Origin of the sequence: Vreelandella indica (assembly GCF_037070225.1) — a bacterium.
GTDB lineage: Bacteria > Pseudomonadota > Gammaproteobacteria > Pseudomonadales > Halomonadaceae > Vreelandella > Vreelandella arctica.
The window spans coordinates 1-13,153 of record NZ_JBANSO010000018.1 but is presented as its reverse complement, the minus strand read 5'-3'; the positions used below and the strand labels follow the sequence as shown (position 1 = coordinate 13,153).

Sequence of the window (13,153 nt, the reverse complement as noted above, 5' to 3'; positions counted from 1 at the left end):
AATCAGCGGGTCACCTGCTCAGCGTGTTGTTGCCACCACTGCTGAGCAGACGCCACATTCTCAGCATTATGTGTGGGGTCAAGTACTACCCCTAACTGAACGTAATCGCCACCTGTTCGAACCATTAGCTGAGGATCTTGAGTGGCTAGCTGAAGCGCGTAGAGAACCAGCATTTGTTCATACGCATCGCTGGTGTTCAACCGAGCAAACAGCAGTGGAACAGCAGGAAGCCCTATTTCGCCTAATTGCTCAGCGGCAATGTACCAGGGACGACGGTTGTCACGATCACCGTAGCTGGTCACAAAACGCCGATCTGCCAAACGGCTAACATAGTAGGACGCTTCCTCTTCGGGACTGATAAATAGCGGCGGCACCCAGTCACTCGCCGTGGCGGCCTCCGGCGCTGTCGTGGCGGCAGGCGCGGGTTGCGGGCTGGCTAACGGTGCATCAGCCGCTGTCTGGCTAGGGGTGGGCGAAGGATGCTGTCCACCGGCACAGCCCGCGAGCAATAAGCTTACACCTACCCCTACCACCCTTAGATATAGCGCACTTCGCTGCATTGTCAGGCTTCCTTTGCTAGACATTAGAGAGGCCACCGGCCCTGTTTCTGTAGGCGACGCTTTACCCACACATCATAAAGGGTTCGCAGTGCTGGTTTAATCCCAGGCAAGCCAATCAGCCAAGCGACCGGGACCAGTAACGGAACACGCTTCATCAACAAACGGTAGGCGTCAATACCTTCTATTAATTGACCTTGCTCGGTTTCGACATGCAGAGAGCGTAGCGCTACTGCAGGGTCAACACCCTTTGCACATAGAGCTTGCTCATTTTCGCTTACGTCAAGCCAACCGATATCTTTTGCATGGCGACCCGACCAGCGCTCATAGCGCCGACGCTCTTGTCGACAAAGAGGGCACTGGGCATCGTAATAGACATTGATCAATGTCTTACTGGACATATTGCTTCTCAACTTTAAGACTCTTAAGCAGTGTGGCATTTTCAATATATGGCGCAACCCCTTGCTGCCCCACGTTTCAATTAGGTCTTTGCTATGAATGCTGAGCTTAGTAATGAATTGAGTAAACAACTGTTAGTGATTGCTCATGCCCCGTCGGCGAATACCCGCCTTCTGCGCGAAGCGGCCGCGCGGGGCGCTAGTCATCCTGATCTTGAGCAGGTGCAGTGTGTAGTGAAAGCGCCTTTAGAGGCAGGCCCAGAGGATGTACTAGCCTGCGATGCCATCTTGCTCGGTACCACGGAGAATCTGGGCTATATGAGTGGCGCGCTAAAAGATTTCTTTGACCGCACCTACTATTCTGTTCTAGAAAAAAAGCAAGGATTGCCCTGTGCGCTCTATATCCGCGCAGGCCATGACGGCACGGGCACTCAGCGCGCAGTGGAAAGCATCGTGACTGGCTTACGCTGGCGCTGGGTGCAGGCACCCCTCATTTTACGCGGTGAATGGCAGCCAACGTTTGCAGATCAAGTAGAAGAAATGAGCATGACCTTAGCGTTTAGTGTTGAAAGCGGCATTGTATAACCACGCGCAGCCTGCCTTACTGCAGGTAAGCACTTCGTGCATTCAGTGCGATTGAGAGTAATCAACGCACGATTCTTAGGTAGCCATTATGCACAACGTCATTGCCTTTTATGATGATCGCGTACTCGCTCACGAACCCAACATTGATGCCGATTTTCTACCTCAGCGAATCGATAAGCGTATTCGCCATCTGCTTGCTGGCTTACCTATGCCTTGGAAATATCCTGAGCACCCTGGGCGATTAACCGCTATTCAACAGCTGCTTGAGAGAGCCCCCATTGAAGGTTTAAAAATTGAAGGGGGTCAAGCGGCTACCCATGAGCAGTTAGCGCGTGTGCATACCACTTCCTATCTAAGCGACATTTTCAGCCTGCGCGGCAAAAATGCCTGGCTGGATATGGACACCACCGCGGTTTCACCGGGTAGCGTTGATGCCGCTAAAGTCGCCGCTGGAACGGCTATTGCCGCAGTGGAAGCAGTGATGGAAAAACGCGCTAAAAGCGCCTTTGCTCTTGTGCGCCCGCCAGGGCACCACGCAGAACCCGTTCGCGCCCGCGGCTTTTGCTTGTTTAACAATGTAGCTGTGGCGGCAGCCCATGCCCGCAGCGCGCTAGGTTGCGAAAGAGTGCTCATTGTTGATTGGGACGCCCACCACGGCAACGGTACTCAGGATATTTTCTGGGCAGAGCCCGACGTGATGTTTTTTGATATTCACCGCGCCGCCCCCTTCTACCCCGGCTCTGGCCACCTGGAAGAAGTAGGCGCCGGTTTGGGGGAAGGCACCACCATCAACGTACCACTACCTGCTGGCGCCGGTGATGAAGCGTATTTGAAAGCCTTTCGCGACATCCTGGCGCCAGCAGCTGCCTGGTTTAAACCTGATATCATTTTAGTCTCAGCAGGCTTTGACCCCCACTGGCATGACTTGGCGCTCAACGTCTCCTACGAAGGATTTGGCGCGCTAACCGGCTTTATGCAACAGCTGGCAGAACAGCACTGCGAGGGCCGATTGGTATTCGTATTAGAGGGCGGCTACAACCTTGAGTCACTGGCCAACGGTACAAGGGCGGTGCTCGCGGTTCTGGCGGGCAACACAGTACCGGTACCCGATACCTGCGGTATTGCGGAAGTACAAGCCGCAGCGGATTTTCACCGCACGGCTTTTCAATCTGAACCTGAATAGTGCTTTTCTGAACAAAAACCTGATAAATAAAAACGGCACCTCGAAGGATGCCGTTTAAGTACCTAAGCGCTATGGTTATTTCAGTCGTTCAAACACCGTTGCAACGCCCTGCCCCATGCCGATACACATGGTCGCCAAGCCCAGGGTGGTATCGCGCTGCTGCATAACGTTCAACAGCGTGGTGCAGATACGCGAGCCCGAGCAGCCCAGCGGGTGCCCAAGGGCAATGGCACCACCGTTGAGATTAACCTTATCGTCAAGCGCATCCAGGAAGCCTAAATCTTTCAACACTGGGATACCCTGAGCGGCGAAAGCTTCGTTGAGCTCAACGGTTTGAATATCCGCGGCTGACAGGCCAGCGGCTTTAAGCGCTTTCTTGGACGCAGGTACTGGACCATAGCCCATGATGGAGGCATCGCAACCTGCCACGCCGGTCGAAAGCACTCTCGCGATGGGCTCTAAGCCCAGTGCTTGAGCGCGCTCGTAGCTCATCACTGCCATTGCCGAGGCGCCAACAGAAAGCGCCGAGGACGTACCCGCAGTCACGGTACCGTTGCGCGGATCAAATACCGGCTTGAGGCTCGCCATAGACTCCAGAGTAGAGTCGGGGCGAATAACCTCATCGCGCTGAACCATCACCCTGAAGCCGCGCTGATCGTGGCCTTCAACACCGATAATTTCATTATCGAAGTAGCCCTTCTCCATCGCCGCTTGAGCCCGCTGGTGGGAACGCACGCCAAACTTGTCCTGCTCTTCTCGGGAAACGCCGTGCATTTTGCCCAACAGTTCAGCGGTCAAGCCCATCATCATCGCCGCTTTGGCCGCGTATTTGCTGGCTGCAGGGTTGACGTCAACGCCGTGAGCCATGGGTACGTGCTCCATATGCTCCACGCCACCGATGATAAAGAAATCACCCATGCCCGCTTTGATATTGGCCGCCGCGATATGCAACGCCGTCATCGAAGAGCCGCACAAACGGTTGACCGTTTGCGCAGGTACCGAACGGGGAATACCGGTCATAATCGCCGCGTTGCGAGCAATATTCATTGATTGCTCAAGCGTCTGATTCACACAGCCCCAGATCACGTCATCAACTTCCGACGGGTCTAGGTTTGGGTTACGCGTAAATAGTGCCTGCATGGCCGCAGCGGAGAGGTTCTCAGCGCGAACGTTACGAAAAGCACCATTCTTGGCTTTCGCCATGGCGGTACGGACACCGTCAACCACCACAATATCTCTCGGACTCAAACTCATCTCTTATCTCCTATGCGTGGTGGTTAGGCTTGGTTGTCAGACTTATCGCCGGAATAGAATAACTCGCCATTTTGAGCCATCTGACGCAGCTTATCGGTGGGCGCGTATAGCGGCCCCAGCTCTTCGGCTAGCCTTTCCGCAAGTTTCACAAACTCAGCCACGCCCATCGCATCGATGTAGCGCAGAGCGCCACCGCGGAATGGCGGGAAGCCGATGCCATAGATCAGCGCCATATCGGCTTCAGCCGGCGTCGCGACAATGCCATCTTCCAAACAGCGTACGGTTTCCAAGCAGAGCGGCACCATCATGCGAGCGATGATGTCTTCGTCGGAAAACTCTTTGTGCTCCTTCACCACCTCTTTGACCAAGGCGTAAGCCGCTTCGTCGGTCACTTTCTTCGGCTTACCCTTCTTGTCCTCTTCGTAGGCGTAAAAACCCTTGTCGTTCTTCTGGCCCAAGCGGTCATTGTCGTACATGACCTGGATAGCGGTTTTGCCCTCGCGCGCCATACGATCAGGGAAGCCTTCGGCCATGACTTCATTAGCGTGTACGGCGGTATCCAGGCCGACCACGTCAAGCAAGTAGGCAGGCCCCATCGGCCAGCCAAACTTCTCCATCACTTTATCAACGCGCTGGAAGTCAGCGCCCTGCTCAACCAGGAAGCTAAAGCCACCAAAGTAGGGGAACAGCACACGGTTGACCAAGAAGCCGGGGCAGTCGTTAACTACAATCGGCGTTTTGCCCATGGCGCGAGCGTAGGCCACGGTGGCAGCAACGGCGGCGTCCGAGGTTTTCTCACCACGGATAACTTCCACCAGCGGCATGCGGTGCACAGGGTTAAAGAAGTGCATACCGCAAAAGTTTTCCGGCCGCTTTAGGTTTTGCGCCAAACGGTTGATCGAGATGGTTGAGGTATTGGAGGTGAGAATAGTGTTCTCGCCCACCACGCCTTCCACTTCGGTAAGGACGGCGTCTTTGACCTTGGGATTCTCAACAACGGCTTCGACAACAAGGTCAACGTTACCAAAATCACCGTAAGAGAGCGTCGGGCGGATGTTGGTGAGCTTTTCAGCCATTTGCTCGGTAGTCAGCTTCTTACGCTCTACCTGCTTGGCAAACAGTTTACGGGCTTCTTTCAGACCTAACTCTATCGCGTCATCCTTGATGTCTTTCATCAGGATCGGCGTGCCTTTAGAGGCACTCTGATACGCGATACCGCCACCCATAATACCAGCACCGAGCACCGCCGTTTGCTTCACCGGCTGAGCCTGCTTTTCGTAATTGCTGGCTTTCTTTTTAACCACTTGGTCATTAAGAAACAGGCCGACCAGGTTGAACGCTACGCTGCTTAGCGCCAGTTTGGCGAAAGCCTTGGCTTCAATTGCCTGAGCACGGCCGCGCTCTTCACCAGCGCCTTTCTGTATCACTTTGATCGCTTCAACCGGCGCGGGATAGTGCGGCCCAGCCTTGCCAGCGACATACCCTTTGGCGGTTTCAAAGGCCATCATCTGCTCAATCGGGTTGAGCTTCAGCGGGCTGGTCTTTTCAGCACGACGCGCCTGATAATCCAGCTCACCGGCATTGGCGCGATCAAGGATATCCAGCGCGGCATCTTCCAACTGCTCGGCGCTGACCACGGCATCCACAGCGCTCATCTTCAGAGCAGCATCAGCGCGGTTTTCCGTGCCACCAGCAATCCATTCGATAGCGTTATCAGCGCCGATAATACGTGGGAGGCGCACACAACCGCCCCAACCGGGCAGAATGCCGAGTTTGGTTTCCGGCAAGCCAATCTTGGCTTTCTCGCTCATCACGCGAAAATCGGTGGTTAGCAATACTTCACAGCCGCCCCCTAGGGCCAACCCATTAATCGCGGTAACGGTGGGGAAAGGCAGGTCTTCGATGGCGTTGAAAATATCGTGTACCTTGAGATTCATCTCAACAAGGTACTCTTCGCCCTTATCGAACAGCGTATGAAACTCGGTGATATCGGCGCCGACGATAAACACGTCTTTACCACTGGCAATCAATAAGCCTTTTAAACTATTTTCAGCTTGGATTGCTTTGACGGCTTCACCCAGCTCTGCCACCACTGCGCTGGATAGTTTGTTGACGGACTCACCTTTCAGATCAAAAGTGAGCATAGCGATGTCATTGCCACTCGGGGTGTCACGACGTGTCACCGTGATGGCGTTGCCTTGGTAGATCATCCGCGCTCTCTCCACAATTCGGGTTGGTTCCATAAAAGGAACCCGCCACACTTTTATTCGGCCAATAGAAATATACGGTCAATACAACCCAAACGATTTCATACGGCCGTTTGATTGCTTTAGCTTGGTTGAGTTGCCTGTGTTCGTCAAGCCCTGACTTTTGGCTAATTTATCCATCTACTGAGACCAGCACTCCCCTGCGGGCGTTCATGCTGCTAGGATCACGCTTCCAATTATTTTGCAGGTTAACTGTCTATGGGCGCACTGCTCACGCCATCCCGCATTGCCACCGTTCAGCGGCATATAGAAAGCATTGTCGAGCGACTAAAGCCATGGAGCTGGCTATGGCCGCCCATGGCATTTACTGCCGGGTTAGGCAGCTTCTTTCTGGTCGATCGCCAACAGTGGCTGGGGGCTGCCCTCGCGCTAGGGCTTTTGTTCGCCTGGACGCTACTGCTTTCCGAAGGTTTAATCAGCCGCTGGCTAAAACGTCGTGGCCACCCAACGCCACCAAGAGGCGTAACGACGTTTATTGCCCAGATGATTCACCAGGAAACGCTTTTTTTCACGCTGCCGTTTATTTTAGTTACTACCGTATGGAATAGTGGCCAGACGCTGTTTGCACTGCTTGTGGGCGTGATGGCGCTACTATCTATCATCGATCCCATCTATTTTAAAATTTCCGAACGATGGCGTAGCCTTTACTTCTTATTCCACGCCATGTGCGTGTTTCTCGTATTGCTCGTGACGTTACCGATCATGGTACACCTCACCACCGGGCAAAGTTTACTCTTAGCGCTCGGGATCACGGTCGTGGTCGCCCTCCCTAGCTTTTGGCATCTACTAAAGCAAAGTTCTTTCAAGCGCTGGTGCGCCTTTTTTGGCTTAACGTTGGTGTTAGCGTACGGCGCTTGGCTAGGGCGCATTTGGGTACCCCCTGCCAGCCTATGGATGACCAGCAGTGCTCTCTCTCCTGGGTTTGACGTCGAGCAGCGCTTACCCCAAGGCTCAATGACGCTGACTCCCCAGGCCATTAGCGATAATGGGCTCTATGTGTATACCGCTATCAGAGCACCGCGTGGACTGAGTGAAACCATTACCCACGCTTGGCATCATAATGGTGAGCCAATGGACGTAGTGGAATTGAACATCAACGGCGGACGCGAGCAGGGATACCGCGCATGGAGTCACAAACAAAACTTTCCAGAAGATCCAACCGGGCAGTGGCGCATCGACATTATGACAAGCACTGGGCAACGCTTAGGATTAATACGCTTTGAGGTGGCAGAGGATAGCCAGCAGGCTTCGCTAGCCGATGGAGAAATACACGCCAGTGGCTTAAGCGGATTGAACTTACGGCGCTTTGTACCGGGCCGTACTAATGATGCAGAGGCGCAACCGGATGACTGAATTGTCAATCGCCTTGCATTCAGTGGCGCAGCTTATGACAATTCGCTTACTCACACTTATTGGTAGTTAGTTGCTTATGGCTTCAACGATTGGTTTTCGTATCGCACGCTTGCCGCATCTATGGCGTTCAATTCTAGATCGACGACTTGCCCCCTTAGGCTTAACGCAAACGCGTTGGGTCACGCTCTATCACTTGTGGCGTCTGGGCGAAGGGCACCCGCAGTGCGATCTTGCCCGCGCCATTGGTGTTGAGGCACCCTCCTTGGTGCGCACTCTCGGCCAGCTTGAAGAGCAAGGTTTGGTAGAACGCCGTGCCTGTGACAATGACCGCCGCAGCAAACGTATCTATCTGACGCCGGCCGCGATGCCTTTGTTGGAAAAAATTGATACCGTTGCCCAGCAGGCGCGCAAGGAGATGTTTGCAGGCTTGAGCGAGGAGAACCTTGAACAGCTCAACGAATGGCTGGCGGTGATTGAAGCCAATGGGCTAGCAATTCAGGCACGGGATCAAGACGGCCCAGCCTCGTGATCGTTCATTGAGGCTGGCTCAGCCTCCCCTGCCCCTTTGAGCGGCTGACCGTTAGGCCGGTCGGCATGGCCCTGCAGCGCATCAAGCAGTTGCTTAAATTCAGGTAAATAAGTCGCGAATCGTTCAGCGGTTTGCGACTCCCACCACCATAATGTCAGCGTGTAAGGAGTCGACTGGACCACCAGCGCGTCTTGTGGCAATCGCTCAAGCAGTGCTTTTAAAGGTATCTCGGCATTATCCGGAAGCGGCCGCAAAGGGGCTATTCGCCAACGCCAGCCCGCATAATACGGTGCTAAAGCGTCGCTGGCATTGCTGTCTCTGACTAAGAGGAAATCCGGCCCAGGTGCTGACTGCGGATAATGCCACCGGTAGGCAGGCATTGTGCCTCTAAAATGGTGCAGCGGCGGCTTTTCCAGTTTGATAGTGACGCCCTGCTTTGAGATTTGCGAACGCAATGCCTCTTGGCGTTTTTGGCGTGGGCTGGGCTTTAACCACATGACCGGGGCAATCACCAACATCAGAATAAAGACTATAATTAACCAATCCATCTCTACATTTCCCTCCACATGAGCCACACTGTATACACTATTCTAAATACCATGACTCAGGTCGTTGTTTTGACTCAAGTCATGGTTAAAACACGGGTCATTGTTAAAATAAGGCACGCCATCTAAAGTAACGGTTATTGAACAAAGAGCTCCATTATTCTTTGTGAACTAGTGTTATCCACGCTAAGGAGATATGCCATGAGCTATCACCACATTTTAGTTGCCGTTGACTTAACCAAAGATTCCCACAAAATTCTGGAACGTGCCGTCGCGATCGCAGCACGTAACGATCAAGCCAAAATTTCCATTATGCATACCCTGGAACCGCTTGGGTTTGCCTATGGTGGCGATATTCCGATGGACTTGACCAGCATCCAAGACCAGTTGGATGAACATGCCAAAAAACGTTTAGCCGAAATTGCCGCGCCGCATATTGCCGAGGCTGATCAGCATGTCGTCGTGGGTATGCCAGATACCGAAATCCACCGGTTTGCCGAAGAGCATGATGTGGACTTGATCGTAGTGGGCTCCCACGGTCGTCATGGTTTTGCGTTACTGCTAGGCTCAACCTCTACTGGCGTGCTGCACGGTGCTCAGTGCGATGTTCTTGCGGTACGCGTGGGCAAGAAAGGTGAGAAAAGCGACGAGTAAACCCTTGCTTTATATCGCTACGAAAAAGGCGCCCGTTCGGCGCCTTTTATCGTTGCTACATCTATTCCCCAGCGGCCATCGCTTCCAGCTCCATCCAACGCTCCATGGCTACTTCTAGCGCTTTCTGCACTTTCTCAAGGGACTGAAGTTTAGCCGTAACGGCTTCTGCTTCTTGCTGATAAAACGCTGGGTCACCGATCTCGCTCTCTAGCGCCTCTACTTCACTCTCAAGGCGTTCTATTTCAGCGGGCAGCGCATCTAACTCACGCTGCAAGCTGTAGGAGAGCTTAACGCTTTTCTTAGCCGGGGCAGCAGGAGCTTCGGCCACCTTTTTAGGCGTTTCTGAGGTGGGTTCAGTACGCTGACGCGCCGCCCCTTCCCAAGGCGCTGGAGGTAACTTGCCGCCCTGGCGAATCCAATCGGTATAGCCGCCCACGTATTCACGCACCACGCCATCGCCTTCAAAGGCGAGCATGCTGGTTACCACGTTATCCATAAAGGTACGGTCGTGGGAAACCAGCAGTAGCGTGCCATCGAAATCGAGAAGCAGCTCTTCAAGCAACTCCAAAGTTTCCATGTCGAGGTCGTTGGTCGGCTCATCGAGTACCAGCACGTTAGCTGGCTGAGTAAACAACTTGGCAAGCAGCAGGCGGTTGGACTCACCACCAGAGAGCGCTTTCACCGGTTGGCGTACCCGCTCAGGTGTGAACAGAAAGTCCTGCAGGTAACTCATCACATGGCGATCTTTACCGCCCACGCTGACGCGATCACTGCCCTGAGCAACGTTGTCATACACGGTTTTATCAAGCTCCAGCCCGGCACGCAGCTGATCGAAATAGGCCACTTTTAGATTGGTGCCCATCTGCACCTTGCCTTCAGTGGGTTCCAGCTCGCCCAGCAGGATTTTCAATAGGGTTGTCTTGCCCGCGCCGTTGCGCCCCAGGAAACCGATACGGTCGCCGCGCAGTACTTCAAGGTTAATATCACGCAGTATTACGTCATCGCCAAAGCGCTGGGTGACGCCTTGCAGCTCCACAACGCGCTTACCGGTGCGCTCGCCGCGATCCACCGTTAAGTTGGCATTACCCTGGCGTTCACGGCGCTGGCTGCGTTCGTTACGCATCGCTTCCAGCGCACGAACCCGGCCTTCGTTGCGGGTACGCCGTGCTTTAACGCCCTGACGAATCCAGGCTTCCTCTTGAGCGAGTTTTTTATCGAATTCAGCGTTCTCCCGTGCTTCCACTTCAAGCTCATGCTGCTTACGGGCCTGATACTCTTCGTACTTGCCGGGGTAGCGCCCTAGCTGGCCACGGTCCAGCTCCAGAATATTGGTCGCTAGCTTGGAAAGAAACGCCCTATCGTGCGTAATCAGCAGTACTGCGCCATTAAAGGCCAGCAGTTGCTCTTCCAACCAGGCAATGGTGTCTAAGTCCAAATGGTTGGTAGGCTCATCAAGCAGCAGCAGGTCGGGCTCAGCAACCAGAGCGCGCGCCAGCGCTACTCGGCGGCGCCAGCCACCGGAGAGCGAGCTCATTTCAGCCTCAGGGGGCAAGCCTAAGCGCGTGAGCACCGTATCGATACGCTGGTGATACGACCAGCCATCAATGGCTTCCAGGCGCGTTTGCAGGGTCGCCATGCGATCCATATCAGGGTCGGGATCATTGATCAGATGGTCGTACTCGGAGAGCAGCTCTCCGGCTTCTGGAAGCCCTTGGGCGACCATATCGAAAATGGTCAAGCCAGATGACTCGGGTAACTCCTGAGCCAACACGCCAATCTTGAGACCAGGTGCGCGCCAGATGGAGCCATCGTCGGGCAGGATATCCCCCGCTACCAGCTTCAGCAGAGTGGACTTGCCGGTGCCATTGCGCCCGACCAGCGCCAGCCGCTCGCCTTTTTCAACCGTCAGGTCGGCGCGATTGAGTAGTACATGGGTGCCGTAGGCGAGTTGCAGCTGTTCGAGTCGTAACAGGGTCACGCGGTGTCCTCCTTAATCGTGAGGCGCACAGTGTAACGCATGAGCGCGCTGGTAGGGGAACGTTGATGCATTAGTCGATGCTCGCGCATACCGTTACAATGGTGCCTTTGCATATTGAATGGGAGACACCTTTGACCACTGCGTATGCCGATGATTTTTTACCCGAAGCACTACAGTTTCGGCCTAGTACCCCTTTGGTGGATATCGGCGCTAACTTAACCCACGAAAGCTTTGGACGTGATCTTGAGGCGGTTATACAACGTGCCCTGGCAGCGCAGGTAACGAGCATGATCGTTACCGGTACCGATCTTGCCCACGCCGAGCAAGCCGTCGAGTTGGCCAAACAGTATCCTTGCCTGTACGCCACGGCGGGTGTACACCCTCATGACGCCAGCCAGTGGGATGCAGGTCTTGAGCGCGCCATGGCGGCCCTGCATGCCTTACCGGAAGTAGTGGCTGTGGGCGAGTGTGGGCTGGATTTTAATCGCAACTTCTCGACGCCCCAGGAGCAGGAGCGTGCGTTTGAAGCGCAGCTGGCGCTCGCGGTCGAAAGCGGGTTGCCGCTGTTTTTACACGAGCGCGATGCAGGCCAGCGGATGCGCGAAATTCTGCATACGTGGCGAGACGACATCAGCCACGCGGTGGTTCACTGTTTCACTGCTGACCGCGATACGCTATTTGGTTATCTCGACCTAGACTTGCATATAGGGTTAACGGGCTGGATTTGCGATGAGCGGCGCGGTCATCACCTGCGATCATTGGTGAGTGATATTCCTCTTGAACGTTTAATGGTTGAAACCGACTGCCCTTATTTGTTACCCCGTAACTTGCCTACAAAACTCAAAGGGCGCCGCCATGAACCCGCTTTGTTACCTTGGATAGTGCGCGAGATTGCTCAGTGGCACGGCATCAACGAAACTGAACTAGGCAACGCCACCACCCAAACTGCCAAGCGTTTTTTCCGTCTTCCCGCAGAATCATAATAGGAGTACTAGCGTGGCCGATTATCCTGGGTTTATTGCCATTGAAACGGGCGAAGACGATGGCTTACCGCTCGCCATTGCTTGGTCGCTGCCCGATGGCCGAGTGAAGCAAACATTAATTCAGCCGGATGATAGCTGGATAAAGGAAGACACCAATGCCCTGGGCGCCTACAGCATGGAAGAGCTGGAGAGCCTGGGGGTTAGTCCTCTGGAAGTGATTCGCGAACTTGAGAACGACCACTTCTCCGCCACGCTGTATACCAGCGACAACGGCGACGACGAAGCGGCACTGGCACGGCTGTTTGATACCTATGGGCTGGATCCTTTCGTAGAGCTAGCCCCGGCATCGGTGCTCTACCCTTCAATCACTCCTGGCGAATGGCATCGCCAGCGGCGTGAAACGTTCAGCGAGCTGGGCTTAGAGCCGATGCGTCCAGAACATGAGCTTGAGGTTATGCTCTCGATGCACCAGCGCCTTACTGAAGAGGACTAGGCATTAGCTACCAATAGCCTAGGATACGTTTGCACGAAGGAAAATCCTCTGCTAACCCATAATGAGGCTTTGTTTAGAAAGGTAGCTGTAGGACACGCTTTTGAGGACTCCATCTTAACGACATAGCCATTTCTACACAGGAGGTGACAGATGAAGGATTATGTTGAAAAGGGAGATATCTATTTTTTCTATCGGCCCAAGGTCAATACACCGCGGGTCGAAAACATTGAAGACGTTCAGCGCCTTTACTTAGTGCTAAGTGCCTATTCAAAATTAATCGCGTGATCAGTTCCGTAACCACCGAGTAAGCGGTGTACCTCTTCATGTAGACGTTCAAACGAGAGATAGGCACTCAAGGGCAGCCAGGTGTACTT

Annotated in this window: 14 protein-coding genes and 1 pseudogene; 8 read left to right on the top strand and 7 right to left on the bottom strand. The window is 54.1% G+C overall.

Annotation, left to right across the window (positions count from 1 at the left end):
* Window positions 1-2: 2 nt before the first annotated feature.
* Window positions 3-560, bottom strand: coding sequence for a hypothetical protein (locus V8L71_RS13210; protein ID WP_176304597.1), 558 nt, complete (start codon window positions 558-560; stop codon window positions 3-5).
* A gap of 23 nt (window positions 561-583) precedes the next feature.
* Window positions 584-958, bottom strand: a complete 375-nt coding sequence (locus tag V8L71_RS13205) for a thiol-disulfide oxidoreductase DCC family protein (RefSeq protein ID WP_176304596.1) — start codon at window positions 956-958, stop codon at window positions 584-586.
* 93 nt (window positions 959-1,051) lie between these two features.
* On the opposite strand from V8L71_RS13205, the gene V8L71_RS13200 reads away from it, so the two are divergent.
* Window positions 1,052-1,540, top strand: coding sequence for a flavodoxin family protein (locus V8L71_RS13200; protein ID WP_336274382.1), 489 nt, complete (start codon window positions 1,052-1,054; stop codon window positions 1,538-1,540).
* Window positions 1,541-1,628: 88 nt separating this feature from the next.
* Entirely contained in the window at window positions 1,629-2,723 is a 1,095-nt protein-coding gene (locus V8L71_RS13195; RefSeq protein WP_336274381.1) for a histone deacetylase family protein, read from the top strand.
* 75 nt (window positions 2,724-2,798) lie between these two features.
* Here V8L71_RS13195 and fadA read toward each other — a convergent pair whose 3' ends face one another.
* Window positions 2,799-3,977 carry an acetyl-CoA C-acyltransferase FadA gene (gene fadA, locus V8L71_RS13190; RefSeq protein ID WP_008959931.1) on the bottom strand — a complete coding sequence of 393 codons (1,179 nt, stop codon included), beginning with the start codon at window positions 3,975-3,977 and terminating at the stop codon, window positions 2,799-2,801.
* 23 nt (window positions 3,978-4,000) lie between these two features.
* Window positions 4,001-6,187: a fatty acid oxidation complex subunit alpha FadB gene (gene fadB / locus V8L71_RS13185; RefSeq protein ID WP_336274449.1), complete on the bottom strand. Its 2,187-nt coding sequence runs from the start codon at window positions 6,185-6,187 to the stop codon at window positions 4,001-4,003.
* A 255-nt stretch (window positions 6,188-6,442) separates the two neighbouring features.
* Here fadB and V8L71_RS13180 point away from each other — a divergent pair, with 255 nt between their 5' ends.
* Both V8L71_RS13180 and slyA read left to right on the top strand, forming a co-directional pair.
* Window positions 6,443-7,597, top strand: a complete 1,155-nt coding sequence (locus V8L71_RS13180) for a DUF5924 family protein (RefSeq protein ID WP_336274380.1) — start codon at window positions 6,443-6,445, stop codon at window positions 7,595-7,597.
* Window positions 7,598-7,673: 76 nt separating this feature from the next.
* The gene (slyA, locus tag V8L71_RS13175) at window positions 7,674-8,126 is read left to right on the top strand and encodes a transcriptional regulator SlyA (RefSeq protein WP_008959934.1); all 453 of its coding nucleotides are present in this window, start codon (window positions 7,674-7,676) and stop codon (window positions 8,124-8,126) included.
* Here slyA and V8L71_RS13170 read toward each other — a convergent pair.
* On the bottom strand, window positions 8,105-8,674 hold the full coding sequence (locus V8L71_RS13170) for a preprotein translocase subunit YajC (RefSeq protein ID WP_336274379.1): 570 nt from the start codon (window positions 8,672-8,674) through the stop codon (window positions 8,105-8,107). The two genes, slyA and V8L71_RS13170, sit on opposite strands and share 22 nt — an antisense overlap.
* A 198-nt stretch (window positions 8,675-8,872) precedes the next feature.
* Here V8L71_RS13170 and V8L71_RS13165 point away from each other — a divergent pair, with 198 nt between their 5' ends.
* Entirely contained in the window at window positions 8,873-9,325 is a 453-nt protein-coding gene (locus V8L71_RS13165; protein ID WP_008959936.1) for a universal stress protein, read from the top strand.
* 61 nt (window positions 9,326-9,386) lie between these two features.
* On the opposite strand, the gene V8L71_RS13160 is transcribed toward V8L71_RS13165, so the two are convergent.
* Entirely contained in the window at window positions 9,387-11,303 is a 1,917-nt protein-coding gene (locus V8L71_RS13160) for an ATP-binding cassette domain-containing protein (RefSeq protein WP_336274378.1), read from the bottom strand.
* 98 nt (window positions 11,304-11,401) lie between these two features.
* Here V8L71_RS13160 and V8L71_RS13155 point away from each other — a divergent pair, with 98 nt between their 5' ends.
* The 3 genes from V8L71_RS13155 to V8L71_RS13145 all read left to right on the top strand — a co-directional run bounded on the left by V8L71_RS13155 (window position 11,402) and on the right by V8L71_RS13145 (window position 13,064).
* Window positions 11,402-12,286: a TatD family hydrolase gene (locus V8L71_RS13155; RefSeq protein ID WP_431313180.1), complete on the top strand. Its 885-nt coding sequence runs from the start codon at window positions 11,402-11,404 to the stop codon at window positions 12,284-12,286.
* Between the two features lie 13 nt (window positions 12,287-12,299).
* Window positions 12,300-12,779 (top strand): hypothetical protein, encoded by a 480-nt coding sequence (locus V8L71_RS13150; RefSeq protein WP_008959945.1) that lies wholly within the window; start codon window positions 12,300-12,302, stop codon window positions 12,777-12,779.
* A gap of 150 nt (window positions 12,780-12,929) precedes the next feature.
* Entirely contained in the window at window positions 12,930-13,064 is a 135-nt protein-coding gene (locus V8L71_RS13145; RefSeq protein ID WP_336274376.1) for a hypothetical protein, read from the top strand.
* Here the strand turns inward: V8L71_RS13145 and V8L71_RS13140 are convergent.
* Window positions 13,043-13,153, bottom strand: a pseudogene (locus V8L71_RS13140) (IS630-like element ISHsp2 family transposase); the annotation flags it as partial. The gene V8L71_RS13145 and the pseudogene V8L71_RS13140 overlap by 22 nt on opposite strands.

Coding starts and splice junctions, on each gene's coding strand:
- V8L71_RS13210 (WP_176304597.1), bottom strand. CDS start 560: ATGCAGCGAAGTGCGCTATATCTAAGGGTGGTAGGGGTAGGTGTAAGC.
- V8L71_RS13205 (WP_176304596.1), bottom strand. CDS start 958: ATGTCCAGTAAGACATTGATCAATGTCTATTACGATGCCCAGTGCCCT.
- V8L71_RS13200 (WP_336274382.1), top strand. CDS start 1,052: ATGAATGCTGAGCTTAGTAATGAATTGAGTAAACAACTGTTAGTGATT.
- V8L71_RS13195 (WP_336274381.1), top strand. CDS start 1,629: ATGCACAACGTCATTGCCTTTTATGATGATCGCGTACTCGCTCACGAA.
- fadA (WP_008959931.1), bottom strand. CDS start 3,977: ATGAGTTTGAGTCCGAGAGATATTGTGGTGGTTGACGGTGTCCGTACC.
- fadB (WP_336274449.1), bottom strand. CDS start 6,187: ATGATCTACCAAGGCAACGCCATCACGGTGACACGTCGTGACACCCCG.
- V8L71_RS13180 (WP_336274380.1), top strand. CDS start 6,443: ATGGGCGCACTGCTCACGCCATCCCGCATTGCCACCGTTCAGCGGCAT.
- slyA (WP_008959934.1), top strand. CDS start 7,674: ATGGCTTCAACGATTGGTTTTCGTATCGCACGCTTGCCGCATCTATGG.
- V8L71_RS13170 (WP_336274379.1), bottom strand. CDS start 8,674: ATGGATTGGTTAATTATAGTCTTTATTCTGATGTTGGTGATTGCCCCG.
- V8L71_RS13165 (WP_008959936.1), top strand. CDS start 8,873: ATGAGCTATCACCACATTTTAGTTGCCGTTGACTTAACCAAAGATTCC.
- V8L71_RS13155 (WP_431313180.1), top strand. CDS start 11,402: ATGGTGCCTTTGCATATTGAATGGGAGACACCTTTGACCACTGCGTAT.
- V8L71_RS13145 (WP_336274376.1), top strand. CDS start 12,930: ATGAAGGATTATGTTGAAAAGGGAGATATCTATTTTTTCTATCGGCCC.